The sequence below is a fragment of the Streptomyces sp. NPDC015171 genome (genome assembly GCF_043079545.1).
Taxonomy (GTDB): Bacteria; Actinomycetota; Actinomycetes; order Streptomycetales; family Streptomycetaceae; genus Streptomyces.
Genome location: NZ_JBIBUO010000006.1, coordinates 62,079 through 78,842 on the forward strand (window position 1 = coordinate 62,079; position 16,764 = coordinate 78,842).

General features: G+C 74.0%; 14 protein-coding genes. 5 read left to right on the plus strand and 9 right to left on the minus strand.

Annotated features, from left to right (window positions below; all coding sequences use genetic code 11):
* Window positions 1-69: 69 nt before the first annotated feature.
* On the minus strand, window positions 70-1,278 hold the full coding sequence (locus ACF073_RS18200; RefSeq protein WP_392071089.1) for a S8 family serine peptidase: 1,209 nt from the start codon (window positions 1,276-1,278) through the stop codon (window positions 70-72).
* A gap of 319 nt (window positions 1,279-1,597) precedes the next feature.
* On the opposite strand from ACF073_RS18200, the gene ACF073_RS18205 reads away from it, so the two are divergent.
* On the plus strand, window positions 1,598-2,404 hold the full coding sequence (locus tag ACF073_RS18205) for an SGNH/GDSL hydrolase family protein (RefSeq protein WP_392071090.1): 807 nt from the start codon (window positions 1,598-1,600) through the stop codon (window positions 2,402-2,404).
* A 20-nt stretch (window positions 2,405-2,424) separates the two neighbouring features.
* On the opposite strand, the gene ACF073_RS18210 is transcribed toward ACF073_RS18205, so the two are convergent.
* The 4 genes from ACF073_RS18210 to ACF073_RS18225 form a co-directional block, all read right to left on the minus strand.
* Window positions 2,425-4,080 carry a serine/threonine-protein kinase gene (locus ACF073_RS18210; protein ID WP_392071092.1) on the minus strand — a complete coding sequence of 552 codons (1,656 nt, stop codon included), beginning with the start codon at window positions 4,078-4,080 and terminating at the stop codon, window positions 2,425-2,427.
* A 45-nt stretch (window positions 4,081-4,125) separates the two neighbouring features.
* Window positions 4,126-5,805: a nickel transporter gene (locus tag ACF073_RS18215; protein WP_392071094.1), complete on the minus strand. Its 1,680-nt coding sequence runs from the start codon at window positions 5,803-5,805 to the stop codon at window positions 4,126-4,128.
* Window positions 5,802-7,352: a hypothetical protein gene (locus ACF073_RS18220; protein WP_392071096.1), complete on the minus strand. Its 1,551-nt coding sequence runs from the start codon at window positions 7,350-7,352 to the stop codon at window positions 5,802-5,804. The genes ACF073_RS18215 and ACF073_RS18220 overlap by 4 nt, the downstream gene beginning before the upstream one ends.
* A 503-nt stretch (window positions 7,353-7,855) precedes the next feature.
* On the minus strand, window positions 7,856-9,394 hold the full coding sequence (locus tag ACF073_RS18225; RefSeq protein WP_392071098.1) for a DUF4331 domain-containing protein: 1,539 nt from the start codon (window positions 9,392-9,394) through the stop codon (window positions 7,856-7,858).
* Between the two features lie 157 nt (window positions 9,395-9,551).
* On the opposite strand from ACF073_RS18225, the gene ACF073_RS18230 reads away from it, so the two are divergent.
* The 3 genes from ACF073_RS18230 to ACF073_RS18240 all read left to right on the plus strand — a co-directional run bounded on the left by ACF073_RS18230 (window position 9,552) and on the right by ACF073_RS18240 (window position 11,380).
* Window positions 9,552-10,145: a sigma-70 family RNA polymerase sigma factor gene (locus ACF073_RS18230; RefSeq protein ID WP_392071099.1), complete on the plus strand. Its 594-nt coding sequence runs from the start codon at window positions 9,552-9,554 to the stop codon at window positions 10,143-10,145.
* Window positions 10,142-10,984 carry an anti-sigma factor domain-containing protein gene (locus ACF073_RS18235; RefSeq protein WP_392071101.1) on the plus strand — a complete coding sequence of 281 codons (843 nt, stop codon included), beginning with the start codon at window positions 10,142-10,144 and terminating at the stop codon, window positions 10,982-10,984. The genes ACF073_RS18230 and ACF073_RS18235 overlap by 4 nt, the downstream gene beginning before the upstream one ends.
* 126 nt (window positions 10,985-11,110) lie before the next feature.
* The gene (locus ACF073_RS18240) at window positions 11,111-11,380 is read left to right on the plus strand and encodes a hypothetical protein (protein ID WP_392071102.1); all 270 of its coding nucleotides are present in this window, start codon (window positions 11,111-11,113) and stop codon (window positions 11,378-11,380) included.
* Between the two features lie 62 nt (window positions 11,381-11,442).
* On the opposite strand, the gene ACF073_RS18245 is transcribed toward ACF073_RS18240, so the two are convergent.
* The 4 genes from ACF073_RS18245 to hmgA all read right to left on the minus strand — a co-directional run bounded on the left by ACF073_RS18245 (window position 11,443) and on the right by hmgA (window position 16,043).
* A complete protein-coding gene (locus tag ACF073_RS18245) occupies window positions 11,443-12,639 on the minus strand; it encodes a CaiB/BaiF CoA transferase family protein (protein ID WP_392071104.1) in 1,197 nt (398 codons plus the stop codon).
* Window positions 12,640-12,756: 117 nt separating this feature from the next.
* Entirely contained in the window at window positions 12,757-13,911 is a 1,155-nt protein-coding gene (locus ACF073_RS18250) for a type ISP restriction/modification enzyme (RefSeq protein ID WP_392071106.1), read from the minus strand.
* Between the two features lie 25 nt (window positions 13,912-13,936).
* The gene (locus tag ACF073_RS18255; RefSeq protein WP_392071108.1) at window positions 13,937-14,686 is read right to left on the minus strand and encodes a GntR family transcriptional regulator; all 750 of its coding nucleotides are present in this window, start codon (window positions 14,684-14,686) and stop codon (window positions 13,937-13,939) included.
* Window positions 14,687-14,732: 46 nt separating this feature from the next.
* Window positions 14,733-16,043 (minus strand): homogentisate 1,2-dioxygenase, encoded by a 1,311-nt coding sequence (hmgA, locus tag ACF073_RS18260; RefSeq protein ID WP_392071110.1) that lies wholly within the window; start codon window positions 16,041-16,043, stop codon window positions 14,733-14,735.
* A gap of 153 nt (window positions 16,044-16,196) precedes the next feature.
* Here hmgA and ACF073_RS18265 point away from each other — a divergent pair, with 153 nt between their 5' ends.
* The gene (locus ACF073_RS18265; RefSeq protein ID WP_392071111.1) at window positions 16,197-16,754 is read left to right on the plus strand and encodes a hypothetical protein; all 558 of its coding nucleotides are present in this window, start codon (window positions 16,197-16,199) and stop codon (window positions 16,752-16,754) included.
* The last annotated feature ends 10 nt before the right edge of the window (window positions 16,755-16,764 follow it).

The following is a 16,764-nucleotide window of genomic DNA, read 5'->3' on the forward strand; positions in this document are numbered from 1 at the left end:
GGGGTACAGGTGTTCCCCGGAGACGGGCGGCGCCTCCGGGGAACGGGTGGCCGGCGGACCGGCGGGGCCCTATCGGACGAGCTTCAGCAGCTTGTTCGGGGATCCGCTGCCCACGCTGCCGACCACGCCCGAGGTGGCACCGTTCACCAGCGCCGTGGCCACCTGGGCCGGGGTGGCCGAGGGGTGGCCGGCGAGGTGGACGGCGGCGGCACCGGCCACGTGCGGGGTGGCCATGGAGGTGCCGGAGATGGTGTTGGTCGCGGTGTCACTGGTGTTCCAGCCGGCCGTGATCGACGAGCCGGGCGCGAACAGGTCCAGTACCGGGCCGTAGTTGGAGTAGCTCGCCCTGGCGTCGGTGCTGGTGGTGGCGCCGACCGTGATCGCCTCGGTGACCCGGGCGGGCGAGTACGAGGAGGCGTTGGCGTTGCTGTTGCCGGCCGCGATCGCGTAGGTGACCCCGCTGGCGATGGAGTTGCGCACCGCCGTGTCCAGGGAGGCGGAGGCGCCGCCGCCGAGCGAGAGGTTGGCGACCGAGGGGCCGCTGTGGTGCGCGGTCACCCAGTCGACACCGGCGATCACCCCGGCGGTCGTGCCCGACCCGTTGTCGTCGAGCACGCGCACGGCGACGATCTTCGCCTTCTTGGCCACACCGTACGTGGAGCCCGCGATGGTGGTGGCCACGTGGGTGCCGTGGCCGTTGCCGTCCTGCGCGGTGGTGTCGTTGTCGACCTCGTCGTAGCCGTAGGAGGCACGGCCGCTGATCTGGCTGTGGGTGATGCGCACGCCGGTGTCGATGACGTACGCGGTCACCCCGCCGCCCGCGCTGTCCGGGTAGGTGTAGGTGCCGGACAGCGGCAGGTTCGCCTGGTCGACGCGGTCCAGGCCCCAGGGGGCGTTGGACTGGGTGGTGTCGGTCAGCCGGACGCGCTGGTCCTGCTCCACGGAGGCCACCGCCGGGTCGGCGGCGAGTCTCGCGGCCCCGGCCGCGGACAGGTGGGCGGTGCAGCCGTTCAGCGCGGCGTGGAACGTCTGCCGGACGGTGCCGCCGTACCGCTTGACCAGACGGGTGCCGGCGCCGGACGGGGCCGTGGAGCCGGCCGTCTTCTTCAGGGTGACGATGTAGCTGCCCTCGACCGCCGTGGGGGAGCCGGCGGCCAGCACCGTGCCGGTGGCCGGGGCCGCCTGGGCGGGCAGGGCGGTCAGGCCGCCGACGAGGGCGGCGGTGGCCGCGCCGGTGAGCGCGGCTATGCGGAGCTTGCGAGTACGCGGGTGTGCCATGGCGGGGGAGTCCTCCTGCCGGCGACGCGCGCCCGGGTCACGGCGCGCGTGAGTGGGGGGTGTGCGCGGGCTTGCGCACACAGCCCTGGAGCGTTGCGTTCCGTATTCCGGGGCCGAGTCCAGCCTCGGTTCCACGCGCCGTGCCGGGCAAGGCAATTGACGATTCGTCAACACACATGACATGCACACGCAATACATGAGCGGTGAACGTCTTGGGTCGATCTTGTTGAGGACGCAAAAGTCTTGGCATGAACACTTCCAGTCAACACGCGTAACTGATACGAAAGTTATGGCAGAGATCCTGCTAAAGGGAGGTTCCATGAGACGTTCCCGACTTACCGGACTCGTTACTTCTCTCCTCCTCGCCGTCGGCCTCGGTCTCACCGGGGCCGCTTCGGCGCAGGCGTCCTCGACGGCCGCGAGCGGCGGCTACGTCGCACTCGGCGACTCGTACTCCTCCGGAGTGGGCGCCGGCAGCTACATCAGTTCGAGCGGCGACTGCGACCGCAGCACCAAGGCGTACCCGTACCTGTGGAACGCCGCGCACAGCCCCTCCTCGTTCGCCTTCAACGCGTGCTCGGGCGCGACGACCGACGACGTGCTCGCCGGTCAGCTGGGCTCGCTGAGCTCCTCCACCTCGCTGGTGTCCCTCACCATCGGCGGCAACGACGCCGGGTTCGCCGACGTCATGACGACCTGTGTGCTCCAGTCCGACAGCTCCTGCCTCTCCCGGATCAACACCGCCAGGGCGTACGTCGCCAACACGCTCCCGGGGAAGCTGGACACCGTCTACAACGCGATCAGCGCCAAGGCCCCGTCCGCCCGGGTGGTCGTCATCGGCTACCCCCGCTTCTACCTGCTCGGCCAGTCCTGCCTCGGCCTCTCGGAGACCAAGCGCTCCGCGATCAACGACGCCGCCGACTACATCAACGCCACCATCAAGGCCCGCGTCACCGCACACAACTTCGTCTTCGGCGACGTCCGCACCACGTTCTCCGGCCACGAGATCTGCTCCAGCAACTCCTGGCTGCACAGCGTCAACTGGCTCGACATCGGCGAGTCGTACCACCCGACAGCGGCCGGCCACTCCGGCGGCTACCTGCCGGTGTTCACCAACGCGGCATGACCCGTACGGCCTCTACGGCCTCACCCGTCCGGGTGAACATTCCGGGCCGTCTCTGAGGGTGAGCCCGACGGTGAGGCGGAGGCTCCGTCCGACGGGGTCTCCGCCGCCGTCGTACAGGTCACCGAGAACGGCACCGGGTCCGACCCGGTCCGCACCGGAGCGCGTACCTCCACGCTGACCGCGTTCTCGATCGTCCCGCCGGCGGAGCCGTCGGGGTGAGCCGTCACCGTCACCTGCCGCTGCCGGGTGCGCGGGCCGTCCGCCGGGAACGGCAGTGTCTTCCAGCCGGGGTCCGCCATCGAGCCGTGCGCGAGCACCCACCGGTACTCGATCCGCGCGGGCAGCCGCCCCACCGTGAACGCCGCCGTGAACACGGGCGCCTGAGCGGCGGCCGGCGGACAGGTCCCGGAGTACTCCGTGTGCGCTCCGGTCAGGGTGACACGCACCGACTGGACCGGAGCACCGCTCGCCGAAGCGCTGCCACGGGTGGGCGCGGACGCTCCGGTGTCCGCGTCCGTACCGCCGCTCGGCGCGGCGGAGTGCGCCCCGCCGCTGGCCCGGCCGGTGCGCGCGGTGTCGCCGCCCCGCCCGCCGCCGCCGTCGTTCCCGTCGAGCAGCGCGTACGTCAGTCCCGCAAGGGCCAGGACGACCGCGAGCACCCCCGCGACCAGCACCACGGCGGCACGGCGGTCGCGCCCGGGGCGCGCGGCCGGCGCGGCGGGCGTGGCACCGGGGTCCGGGCGCCCGGCGGGCGACGGCAGCGGCGGGGTGCGGTCCGGCTTCGCGGACGGGCCGGGACCGGGGAACGCGTACGGCGACACCGCGGGGCCGGTGTGCGCCCGCGGCGCCCCGCCCGCCGCGACCAGCCGCAGCTCGCGCTCCGCCTGCGCCGCCGGCAGCCGCTCGGCCGGGTCCTTGCGCAGCAGTCCCCTGATGACCGGGGCGAGCGGCCCGGCCCGGCGCGGCGGCGGCAACTCCTCGTCCACCACGGCCCGCAGCGTACTGAGCGGGGTGTCCTGCCGGAACGGGGAGATGCCCTCGACCGTCGCGTACAGCAGCACGCCCAGCGACCACAGATCCGACTCGGGCCCCGGCGTACGCCCCAGCGCCCGCTCCGGCGACAGGAATTCGGGCGAGCCGACCACCTCGCCGGTCATGGTCAGCGCGGAACTGCCCTCCACCGTGGCGATCCCGAAGTCGCCGAGGACCACCCGGCCGTCGTTGGCCAGCAGTACATTGGCCGGCTTCACATCCCGGTGCAGCACCCCGGCGGCGTGCGCGGCGCGCAGCGCGGACAGCACCTCGGCGCCGATGTGCGCGGCCCGCCGCGGCGGCAGAGGGCCCTCCGCCTCCAACTGGTCGGCGAGGGAGAGCCCGCGCACCAGCTCCATCACGATCCAGGGCCGGCCGCCCTCCATCGCCACGTCGTACACCGTGACCACGTTGCGGTTCGCGACCCGGGCCGCCGCCCACGCCTCGCGCTCCAGGCGCGCGTACATCCGCTCGATCTCGTAGCCGGCCAGCCCGGCCGGTGCCCGCACCTCCTTGACGGCCACCTCGCGGTGCAGCACCTCGTCCAGGGCCCGCCACACCGTCCCCATGCCGCCCTCACCCAGCGGGGACAGCAGACGGTAGCGGCCCGCGATCACACGTTCACGGGACGGCTCTTCGGACACGGGCGCCCCCCACGGCATCTCGCGCGAATTCTCCACAAAAGTAGCTCAGCCGAGCGCGGATGCGGCCCCCTTGAGCACCAATCCCGTGCCCAGCGCCAGCACGACGAACGCCGATGCGAGCGGCAGGGTCCGGCGCACCAGGGCGGCCAGCGGATGGACGGTCCAGCGCGGACGCCGCTCCAGCACCCGGGCCGCACCCGCCCCCAGCCGTACGACGGCGAATCCGGCGGCGGTGAGGGTCAGCGCGAGGCCGGCCCCGTACGCCACGACGAGCAGCAGCCCGAACCAGGCCTTGCCGAGCGCCGCGGCGCCGACCAGCACGACCACGGCGGACGGACTGGGCACCAGCCCCCCGGCGAACCCGAGCAGGATCGTGCCGCGGACGGTGGGCGCGACGGCGTGGGTGTGCGTGTGACCGCCGTGGGTGTGGGTGTGGCCGCCATGGGTGTGCTCGACACCGCCGTGATGGTGGTGGCCCTCGTGGTGGTGACCGTCGTGATGCTCGTGATGGTCGTGGTGGTGATGACCGTCGTGATGCCGGTGATGGTCGCGGTCGTGGTTGTGGTGGTGATGGTCGTGGTGGTGCGGCGTGTTCCGGTGTGCGGCTCCCGCCGTCACCAACTCCCGCTCCGTCACCAACTCCCGCTCCGTCATCAACTCCCGCTCCGTCACCGCCTCCTGGCGCGCGGGGGCCGTCCGTGCGCGGTTGCGCCAGGCCCGGCGCATCAGGGTGGCGCCCGCCGCCAGCACCAGCACGCCGCTGGCGATGCCCAGCCAGGAGATCACCGCGGGCGCCGCGGCCGATCCCGCCGTGACGAGGAGGCCGAGGGCGACCACGCCGAGCGTGTGGGTCACGGTGACCGACGCGGCCAGCGGCAGCACGTCCCGCGGCCGGGCCCGGCCCCCGCGAGCCGCCGCCGTAGCGGCCATCAGGGTCTTGCCGTGGCCCGGCGCGAGGGCGTGCAGCGCGCCCAGGCCGACCGCGATCAGCAGGGCCAGACCGGCGAAGCCGACGGTGAGGTCGTGCCGGGCCACGAGGTCGTCAAGGGCCCGGGTCCAGCGGTCGGCACCCCGGGGGAGCACCCCGGCGCCCGGGGCCGCCTGCCGCTCCGCGCCCGCCGCGAGCGCCGGCCCGCCCGGCCGTACCCGCAGCGAGGCCGTACCGGTGTCGGCGGGGGAGGACAGCAGATCCTTGGGATAGACGGTGAGTTCCCGGGACACCGACTCCTTCGGCACGTCCGTCGCGGTGAGCGTCATCCGGTCGCCGCGCGCCGTGATCTCCCGCCAGCCGGGACCGCCGGCGGCGCCCGCGCCGTGGAAGCCGAGGGTGACGGTGCCGGTGCGGGGGATGCCCGCGGTCAGCCGGCACTCCACGCGCAGGGTGTCGAGCCCGGCCTGGCCGGGACGCGGGCGCGCGGTGGCGCGGGCGGCCGTCAGGGCGGCCCTGCGGCCGTCGACGCTGAGCGTGCTGTCCGCCGCGGCCCGCGCGCAGCGCTGCCGGGCCCACGCGCTCAGCCCCAGCCGTTCGATGGCGGGCTCGGCCTGGGTGGCGGGGATCTCGGCGAGGTCCTCCACATGGTCGACGCGGAGCTGCCCGGGAGCGGCGATCAGGCCGTCGTAGCGGTTCACCGTGAAGTTGCCCAGCGGGTGCGCGCTCGCGGTGCCCGCCGGGAGGAGCACCAGGGCGCACACGGCGAGCAGGACGCCCAGCAGACGCGGCTTCACTCGGCTCCCCCCAGTGCCGCGCGGGCCCGCGCGGCGCCCAGCGGGGAGAAGCCGGGGTTCAGTTTCAGGGCCGAGGCGAGCGAGGCGCGGCCGGCCGGCCGGTGGCCCGTGGCCAGCTCGATCACGCCGAGGTGATAGCGGAAGGCGGCGCTGCGGTAGCCGGTGGCCGTGGCCCGGCGCGCGTACGGCAGGGCCTCGGCGTCGTGCCCGTTGACGTGCAGGGCCCAGGCGAGGGCGTCCGCGGTGTGCACCGTGTGCCGGCGGCCCCACTCGGCGCGGGCCGCGCGCAGGGCGGCCTTCCTGTCGCCGTGGTCGGCGGCGGCCAGCGCGGTGTCCAGGTCGGCGTCGACGCCGTTGGCGCGGGCCAGCGCGATCCAGGCGTCGACCAGCGCGTACTGCTGCCGGGCCCGCGCCCGGTCGCCTGCCGCGCCCCTCGCCTCGTACAGCTCGCCCAGCTCGACCAGCGGGCCGGGCAGCGGGGTACGGGCGACCACCGCCTCCATGTCCTTGATCGCCGCGGCCCGGTCACCGCTCGCCGCCCGTGCGCGGGCCCGGCCCTCCAGAGCGGGCAGGTAGCTGTCGTCGGCGGCCAGGGCACGGGCGTAGCGGGTGAGCGCGGTCCTGTAGTCGCCCTGGTTCCAGGCGAGTTGGCCGAGCTGGGTGGCCGCGTACGCCGTGTCGCCCGGCGAGGCGGCGGCGGCCAGCGCCTGCTCCAGGACGCGGCGGGCCGTGCCGACGTCCCCGCGCAGCTCGTGCACGTAGGCGTACCGGGTGAAGACCGGCACGCCGGGCTTGCGCGCGTCGGCGGTCCTCGCCGCCTCGGCCGCCTCGCCGTACCGGCCGAGTTCGACCAGGGCGTCGACCCGGGAGCACAGCGCGCGCTCGCTGTACGGGTTCTGCCGCAGGGCCGCGTCCGCGAAGACCAGGGCGTGCGAGAAGTCGTGCCGGGCGGCGGCGAGGGCGGCACGGCCGGCCAGGGCCTGGTCGTTGTCCGGCGCCAGTGACAGGGACCGCCGCAGCGCCTGCTCCGCCTGCGGGTACCGGGACGGGTCGCCCCCGGTCCGCGCCTGTTCGACATAGGCCAGGCCGAGGGTGGCCCAGTCGCCGGAGTCCCTCGGCTGGGCCCGCAGATGTGTCTGGAGCGCGGCGATGCTCGCGTCCAGGTTCCCGCCGCCCAGCACGCCGGGATCCACGGCGCCGGCGGCGACCGGTACGGACGCCGGCGCCCGGTCGGCGCCGATGGCGATCGCACCGCCGGTCATGGCGACCGCCAGCAGGGCTGCGCTGAGGGCGAGTTGAGCGCCGCGCCAGCGCCGTCCGGCCGCCTTCACCCGCCGGACGGCGACAACGCGGGCCTGCTCCCCGGAACCCGCACCGGCGCCACCGGACCCCGCGCCGACCTCACCGGTCCCATGGACCCCGCCGACCTCCTCACTCACGCCGGCGGCGGACTTCTCCGTACCGCTCCCGGCCTTTCCGGCGCTCTCCTCCTCCCCGGCGACCGACCGCTCCCCGGCATCGCCCTGCGCACCGGAGGCCAGGCGCACGCCGGCAGCCCCGTCCTCGCCGGCTCCGGAGGATCCGGCCCCCGCGGCCGGCCCCGCAGCCGCTTCCGAAGCCGCAGCCGCTTCCGAACCCGCAGCCGTTTCCGAAGCCGCAGCCGCAGCCGCTTCCGAACCCGCAGCCGTTTCCGGAGCGGCCTCCGCAGCCGCAGCCGCAGCCGCAGCCGGAGCCGGGGCCGCCTCCGGAGCCGCAGCCGGAGTCGCCTCCGCAGCCGCCTCGGTAGCCGAGGCCGCAGCCGCTTCCGAAGCCGCCTCGGTAACCGAAGCAGCCTCGGCAGCCGCCGTCTCCGCGACCGGAGCCGGAGCCCGCCGTGGCGTCGGCCGGGCGGCCCCGGCCGTGGCGGCGGTCCTCCGGCCGGCCATCTCGTCCTCGTCGTCCTGCCCGCGCGGGCCCATGCCTGTTCCTCCGTCGGTCGTGTGGGAGGCGCGGCCCGCCGTGGGGGAGGGGAAAGCGGGCCGTGCCGGTCTCGGTGGGTGCGGGGCGCGGATCAGTACGCGCGCTGCATACGCCGGCGCCACCAGGCGAACGCGGTGCCGATCAGCAGGATCCCGGCCGCACCGGAGGCCGCGGAGGCGGCGATCAGCATGGTGTCGCCGGAGCCGCCCGAGGACCCGGCTGGCTTGAGGGCGTCACCGAGCTGGCTGCGCACGTCCGTACCCGCCGTCGTGCCCTTGGCGAGCGGGCCGCGCGAACCGGCCGTGGGCTGGGCGACGTACGGGAAGTACTTCTCGAACTTCTTGTCGTTCTTGTCGACCGCGTCACCCAGGTCGTTCTTGGAGCCCACCAGCTCGCCCTCGACCACCTGGAGCGCCTCGTCGATCACGTCGTCGGTGAGCCGGCGGCCGTTCGGGAAGCCCGCGTTGTCGCCGTCCAGCACGCCCAGCCGCTTGGGGTGCATGGCCGGCTTGACCGAGGTGTTCAGCCGCAACTCCTCCGAGGCCGTCACCTTCGGCGGCTGGTTGAGGCCCTTGACGCCCTTGAGGAAGACGTCGACCAGGTCGTTGCGCGGCTCGGCGGGCGCCTTGATCTTGTAGATGGACTCGATGAGCTTCGGCAGCTCGGGGTTGGTGACGTTCTTCAGGAACTGCGCGTCGTAGGCGGGCTGGGACGCGTTGAACCTGTCCTTGTCCTTCTGCGGGTTGACGACCTCGTTCACCAGCGGATTGCCGAGGCGGGAGACCTGCGCGTAGTAGCCCTGGGCGTTGCGGCGCTGGGTGGTGGACCAGATGCCGACGATCGGCTGGTGGGACGACTCGCGGACCAGGTCGTTCGGCACCTGAAGGGCGATCGAGTTGACGTTGTAGCCCTTGAGCGTGTCCCGGCCGACCTCGCTGAGGTTGCCGCCGTACAGCAGGTCGAAGACGCGCAGGTCCAGGAAGAACGGATCGTCCGCCTGCCCGGCGAAGGTCGCGGCGCCGGCCGCCGTCTTGTACACGGCCTGGGCGCGCAGCTTGCCGTAGTCCGGCATGGACGCCTTGCCGACGTTCGACGGTGCCACCGGCACGTCGTCGGCGAGCTTCGTCCTCGACATCACGTGCTGGTCCTTCATCCGGATCAGGTCGATGTCGTACGTCTGTGTGACGTTGAGGTCGGGGTCGTCCAGGCTGGTCACCGGACCGGTGTTGTAGAGGAACGTGTTCCCGTTCTTGGTGTGGGTCCTGAAGGTGTACCGGAACACCAACTCGTCCTGCGCGTCACCGTTGTTGTCGATGTGCAGGTCGTACTGGGCGTCGTCGGCGAACGTGTAGAAGTTCGGGCCGCCGGCCGGGTCCTCGAACGGGATCCAGTTCGCCACGATCGTCGTCGTGTCGGGTTTGTCGGGGCTGACGAACGCGTACACGTCGGTGTTGTCGTACTGCGGAGTGCCCGAGATCAGCGGGGCCTCCCGGTGGGAGGAGGCGGAGGCCGCCCCGGGTGCCAGCGTGGCGACCCCGGCGGCCGTGAGCCCGCCGGCGGCCAGTGCGCCGCAGATGAGCGTGACCAGGCCCGTTCGTCCCGTGGCGCTCCTGGAGAAGAGAGGTGTCATGCCGTCCGTCCTCAGTGCTGACTTGCCTTTGACGGACGGGTATACGGAGCGGAGGCGCCGATCGGCTTGGTCGGACGGCGAAAAATAATTTCCCGGCCGCGACCCGCGTTTCCGGGCGGCTGATCCGTACCCCCTCGGGGAGGTGTGTGCGGTGCGGATGCGCGGTACGCGAGGAAGAACCGGCTGCGGCCACAGAGAGGGGGCCCGCAGGGCCGCCGACGAGCTGCTGGTGCTCGTGGCGGGCGGCGACCAGCGGGCGTTCGAGGAACTGTACGGACTGGTGTCCGGTCCGGTGTACGGACTCGTGCGACGGGTGGTGCGCGACCCCTCCCAGTCCGAGGAGGTCGCCCAGGAGGTGCTGCTCGAACTGTGGCGCTCCGCCGCCCGGTTCGACCCCGGCCGGGGCAGCGCCCTGTCCTGGATCCTGACCCTCGCCCACCGCCGCGCCGTCGACCGGGTGCGCAGCGCCCGCGCGGCCGGCGAACGCGAGCAGCGCGAGGCCCTGCGGGCCGGCGAACCCGCCTTCGACCAGGTGGCCGAGGAGGTCGAGGCCGGCCTCGAACGCGAGTGGGTACGCCGCTGCCTGGACCGGCTCACCGTCCTGCAACGCCAGTCGCTGACCCTCGCCTACTACGACGGGTACACCTACCGCGAGGTCGCCGAACGGCTCAAACTGCCCCTCGGCACGGTCAAGACGCGGATGCGCGACGGACTCACCCGGCTGCGCGAGTGCCTGGGAGGCGTCGCATGAGCATCCTCGGCGGACTGCTGCGCCGGGAGGACCCGCACTCCCTCGCCGCGCCCTACGCGCTGGACGCCCTCGAACCGGGCGAGCGGCGCCGCTTCGAGAAACACCTGGCGGGCTGCGGGCGCTGCGCCGCCGAGGTGCGGGAACTGGCCGAGGACGCGGTCCGCCTCGCCTGGTCCGCCGCGGCTCCGCCGCCCGCCGCCCTGCGCGAGCGGGTGCTGGCCGCCGTCCGCGCCATCCCGCAGGACCAGGCGCCGGTCCGGGCCGGGGCGGCGGAGCGGACGCCGGGCCGGGAGCGTGCGCGGCAGTTGCCGCCGCACGTCTGGGGCGCCCAGCCTCCGCCGGGCCGTGCCCGCACACCCCGCACGCGCCCCCTCTTCGTCCCCTTCACCACGGCCACCGCCGCCGCGGCCCTGGTCGTCGCCTCCCTCTTCGCGGTCCAGGCGCACCGCGGCGCGGACCGGCTCGCCGCCGAGCAGGCGCGGGCACGTGAGATCGCCCACGTTCTGGCCGCTCCGGACGCCCGCGCGGCGACCGGCCAGGACGCGCGGGGCCGCAGTATCGGAGTAATCGCTTCCGCTGCCCGCCGGGAAGCCGTCGTCACCCTCAGCGGATACGGCACCCCGTCCGGCGGCCGCGTCCATCAGCTCTGGCTCATGCGCCCCCGCGCACAACCGCGCTCCCTCGGGCTCCTGGCGGGCGACACGCCCTTGGTCGCGAAGGGCCTGGACACCTCCTCGACGTCACTCGCCGTAACCGTCGAGCCTGATGGCGGCTCAGCGCGGCCCACCAGCCAGCCGGTTGTCCAACTCACCCTGAAATCGGTTGGATTCGGAGAGTAGTCGAAGAAGGGTGATCAACCCCCTTACAGGGAAGGTGAATCCTGTGGCCGAGATACACGCGTGCCTCACTGGGGCGATAGGGTTACCCTGCCCGGGCCGGGTGGACTCGTACGGGTGGGGAGTGACATGGAGCAGATAACGATGCGCAGCAGGGCCAGGGTCCCTGCGATCACTTGCGGGAGCAGCGCGACCAGTTCGCGCCTCGACCGCCATCTGTCGGTGCTGGCGGGTCCCGCCATACCGCAGAGGGAGACGATCGAGGCGACTTCGCTGATGCGCGAGCTGACAGCGCGTGACTCCGTGCACGAGCGCAGTGACCGGGGCCGGCGGGTCAGCCGGGTCTCCCTCTTCGCACCGCTGCGTCGGCTGCGCCGGACGCTGTTCGGCGGTCACTGACCGGTCGCCGAAACGGATCCGACCGGTCCACCGACGCGGCCACCGCGCGGGGATGCCCGCGCTCAGGCCACCACACCGTCCCGGCGCAGTGCTGCGATCTCGTCGTCCGCCATCCCCACGGCACGCAGCAGCGCCTCGGTGTGCTGCCCGAGTGCGGGCACGTCTCCCATCCGTGCCTCCTCCCCGCCCGGCAGTGTGATGGGCGGCAGCAGCGCCCGCAGCGGCCCGGCCGGGGAGCCCACCTGGCGCCATCGCTCCCGGGCCGCGAGCTGCGGGTGCCCGGCCAGTTCGGGCACGGTCCGCAGCCGGGCGCAGGCGATGCCGGCCTTCTCCAGCCGGGCCAGCGCCTCCCCGGCCGTCAGCACCCGCAGCGCCCCCGCGACCAGGGCGTCGGTCCGCTCCCGGTGTGCCACCCGGGCGGCATTGGTCGCGTACGCCGGATCCGTTCCCAGCGCGGGGCGGCCTATGACCTGCTCGGCCAGCCGCCGCCACTCCCGGTCGTTCTGCACGGACAGCAGCACCCGTCCGCCGTCCGCCGTCGGATAGGCGTCGTACGGCGCGATCACGGCATGCGCGAGCCCGGTGCGGGCCGGCGGCTCGCCCTCGTGCATCGTGTGGTGCAGCGGATGGCCGAGCCACTCGGCGAGCGCCTCCAGCATGGACACCTCCACCGGCCCGCCCCGCCCGGTCGTCCCGCGCCGCACCAGCGCGGCCAGCACACCGGAGAACGCGTACATCGCCGCCGCGATGTCCGCCGCCGGGATGCCCGCCTTCACCGGCTGCTCCGGCGTCCCGGTCACCGACACCAGGCCCGCCTCGCACTGCACGAGCATGTCGTACGCCCGCTTGTCCGCGTACGGTCCCGAGCCGCCGTAGCCCGAGATGTCCACGGCGACCAGCCGCGGGTGCGCCGCGCACAGCGTCGCCGCGTCGAGACCGAGCCGGGCGGCGGCCCCGTGCGCGAGGTTCTGCACGAACACGTCCGCGTCCGCGACCAGCCGCCGTACGACGGCCAGGCCGCGCGGGTCCTTGAGGTCCAGCGCGAGGGACTCCTTGCCGCGGTTGCACCACACGAAGTGCGAGGCGAGACCGCGCGCCGCCGTGTCGTAGCCGCGCGCGAAGTCGCCGCCGTCGACCCGCTCCACCTTGATGACCCGGGCGCCCAGATCGGCGAGCTGCCGGGTCGCGAAGGGCGCGGACACGGCCTGTTCGACGGCGACGACGGTGATGCCCTCCAGGGGCAGCGGGAGAAGGTCCATGGGGCGGATGATCTCCCCTGACCGGCGGATCTGTCAGCAGCCCGCCGTCACCCGCGAGGTGCGCACCGGCGCACCGGGCGCCGGTGCGGACCCCCGCGGCTTCGCCCCGCGTCCGCGCTAGAGCAGGGCGAACTGCCCGTCCGGGCCCTCTTCGCGGTGGTCCAGGACCGAGGCGGGGCGGCGGGCCGGATCCGGTACCGGCAGGACGCCCGCCCGCCGGAGGTCGGCCGCCGTGACCGGGGACGGCACCCGGAGGGCGGCCCGCGCGGGCCGCAGTTCCGCCAGCAGGGTCAGCACCGTGACCAGCTCCAGCAGCTCCGACGTCCAGGACTGCGGCCAGCTCGCCGGGCGGATCGCGGCGAGCGTGCCCGGCTCGGCAGGAGCGGTGCGGGCCGCGAACCAGCTCTCCAGGACGCGGGCCCCGGCCACCTCGTAGTCCCACGCCTCGGGCGGCACGGGGGACACGCGGCCCTCGTCCAGGTGCAGGGTCTCCTCGTCGCGGTCGTAGACGAGGGCGACGGGGCGCCGCGGCAGGGGCGCGCGGACGTACGGGCGGCGGCCGCCGGGCAGCCTGGGGCGCTCCCCGTCGCGGCGCATCAGCCACAGCGCGCGGTGCCCGAGGGCCACGCCCGCCGCCCACACCTCGGGGTCGTCGGTGAGCGGGACGGTCAGGTCGGCGCGTACCGCCGCCAGGATCCAGGCCAGGACGTCCGGCGGCGCGGGACGGGTGCCCAGGCGGGCCGCCAGATGGTCCAGCAGCCCCGGGGCCAGGTTCGGCTCCGCGCCGCCGGGGCGGCGGTGCAGCGGGCGGACCCGGCCGCCGCGCAGGGTGGGCAGCAGCGCGGTCGCCAGCAGCGGGACATCGGCGTCCCCGGTCTCGACCGTGAACACCTGGCAGGCATCCGCCACCCGCCACAGCTCCGGGCGGGCCGCGTCCAGCAGCCGGTGGTCCGGGATCAGCCACTGCTCGTCGAAGGGCGCGCTCAGCACCCGGACCGGTTCCGCGCAGGGACCCTCGGCGTGCGCGAGCCGCCGCGTGCCGGCGGACTGGCCGGGCAGCTGGGCCACCGCCGACCGGAGCGTGCGGGCCCTGCTCGGCTCGAACAGGGCCTCCCGGTCCGGTCCCTCGGCCTTCAGCAGGGCGTCCCAGCGGGCCCGCAGCGAGGCCGGATCGGGTGCCGTCGGCCAGGCGCGGCCCGGCCGCGCCGGTGCGACGGACCACGGCATGAGGTCCGCCAGCGGCGGAGCGTCGTCGGGCGTCACGCTGGGCATGGTACGGCCTGATCCGCCCCCGGGATCAGGTGGCGTCCAGCGTGACGGTGAACGCGAAGCGGTCGCCCCGGTAGTGGATGACCGCCACGTCCAGCACCCGGCCCTCGGCGTCATAGGTCACGCCGGTGTAGTGCAGGATCGGGCTGAGCAGCGGTACTTCGAGGAGCCGTGCCGTCTCCGGGTCGGCCAGCCGGGCCTCCACGGTGTCCGTGATCCGGCTGATGTCCGCCTTCACCACGTCCCGCAGCACCTTGGTCATCGGCCAGCGGACCAGGTCGTCCGGATCGATACGGTCGGCCAGTTCGGGACGGATGTGGTTGACGGCGTGGTTGGTCGGCTCGCCGGTCTTCTCGTCGCCGCGCAGCCGGTGGTACGCGCTCACCTCCGCGAGATCCGGGAAGTACTCGGCGAGCGCGGCGGGCACCGGCACCCGGCCGTGGTCCAGCAGCTCGGTCGTCATCCCCGACTGCTGGGCCACGATCGCGTCCACCGAGCCCAGCAGCCGCACCGGCGCCCCGCGCCGCACCCCGGGCTCGATGAACGTGCCGCGCCGCCGGTGCCGGCTGATCAGCCCCTCGTCCTCCAGCTCCTTCAGCGCCTGCCGCATGGTCAGCACGCTCACGCCGTAGTGCTCCGCCAGCTGCTCCTCGGTGGGCAGCCGCAGCGGGTCCGCCGGGGAGCGGCCCAGTATCGAGGCGCGCAGCGACTGCGACACCTGGTACCACAGCGGCAGCTTGCGGTTCAGGACGATCGAATCCGGGGCGAAGGAGGTCACGGGGCTATCCGTACCTGGCAGAGAACGTTCGGCGCAACGGTGGCCGTCACGCCCGGAAGTGGCGCTCCAGCCCGCGCCACACATCGTCGTAGCGCCGCTGGAGGTGGTCCGCACCCGCCGCCTGCGGGGTGAGGGTGACCGGCCAGCGGGTCTCGAACATGAACGCGAGCCCGTCGTCGATCTTCTGCGGCTTCAGCTCGGCCGCGCTCGCCCGTTCGTACGTGTCCCGGTCAGGGCCGTGCGCCGACATCATGTTGTGCAGCGAGCCCCCGCCCGGCACGAAGCCCTCCGCTTTGGCGTCGTAGGCGCCCTCGACCAGGCCCATGTACTCGCTCATCACGTTCCGGTGGAAGTACGGCGGCCGGAAGGTGTCCTCACCCACCAGCCAGCGCGGCGCGAAGACCACGAAGTCCACGCCGGCCAGGCCGGGGGTGTCCGACGGGGAGGTGAGCACCGTGAAGATGGACGGATCCGGGTGGTCGTACGAGATGGTGCCGATCACATTGAACCGGCGCAGATCGTAGACGTACGGCACATGGTTGCCGTGCCAGGCGACCACATCGAGCGGGGAGTGGTCGTAGGCGGCCGTCCAGAGGTTGCCGCAGAACTTGTTGACCACCTCCACCGGGCCGGACAGGTCCTCGTACGCGGCGACCGGCGCCCGGAAGTCCCGGGCGTTGGCCAGCCCGTTGGCGCCGATGGGGCCGAGGTCGGGGAGCTGGAACGGCGCCCCGTAGTTCTCGCACACATAGCCACGGGCCGACTCGTCCAGCAGCTCCACACGGAAGCGCACCCCGCGGGGAACCAGCGCCACCTCGGCGGGTTCCACATGGAGCCGGCCGAACTCGGTGTGCAGCAGCAGGCCGCCGTGCTCCGGCACGATCAGCAGCTCGCCGTCGGCGTCGGAGAAGACCCGCTCCATCGAGGCGTTGGCGTGGTACAGGTGTACGGCCATGCCGGTGCGCTGGGTCGCGTCGCCGTTGCCGCCCACCGTCCAGAGCCCGGCGAGGAAGTCGGTACCGGCCGGGGGCTCCGGCAGCGGGTTCCAGCGCAGCCGGTTGGGGTCGGGCACCGTCTCGGTGAAGGGGGCCGTGCGCAGCGCGCCGTTGTCGGTGCGGGTGAACGCCGGGTGCGCGGCCGAGGGGCGGACGCGGTAGAGCCACGAGCGGCGGTTGTGCGCCCGCGGTTCGGTGAACGCCGTACCGCTCAGCTGCTCGGCGTACAGGCCCAGCGGTGCCCGCTGCGGCGAGTTGCGGCCCTCGGGCAGGGCCCCGGGCACCGCCTCCGAGGCGTGTTCGTTGCCGAACCCGGTCAGATACGACAGCCCTTCGGCGGTCTTCCGTGCGTCCCCGCTCATGATCGCTCCTCGTGCTCCCGATTCCTATGTAACACCGTAGGAATGAGTGGGGTCCCGCGCAAGAGGGTGCACGGGTCCGCCCACGGAGGTACGGCGGGAACCAGACCTCAGGGGGATCCGGGGGACCGGTGCGCTGTTCTAGGCTCCCGTCCCATGTCGTGGACGAAGTGGACGCGCGGACGGCTCGCCGCGCTCGCGGTGTGCGTCCTGCTGCCGCTGGGCGGGGCGGCCTGCGCAACCGGTGAGGCGCACGGGGGCACGGTCGAGTCCTCCCCCGTGGGCAAGGTGCTGGACAACACCGACGAGACCGGCCGCAGGCTGCGCGAGGTGCCCGGGAAGAGCGCCCCCGGGGTCGGCATCGTGGTCATCCCGGACGCGGCCGGCGGCTGGGACGTCCGACTCGTCCTCCACCGCTTCCGCTGCTCCGCGCCCGACGCGCGGCCCGCGGCGGTCGCCGGGCGCGGGCTCGTCCATCTCTTCGTCGACGGCCACCGGGTCGCCCGGCTGCGCGCGCCCGCGTACCACCTGGCCGCCGGCCTCGTCCCGCACGGCACCCACCAGGTCACGGCCCGCCTGTACGCCGACGACGGCACGGTGTGGGCCGTGCGCGGCAAGCCGGTCCAGAGCACCGCCGACATCACGGTGTCCGACGCGGAGACGGACGCGCGCCAGCCCCCGACCGGAACCGGGTCCCCCGCCGCCGGCCGATGAGTGCACGGGC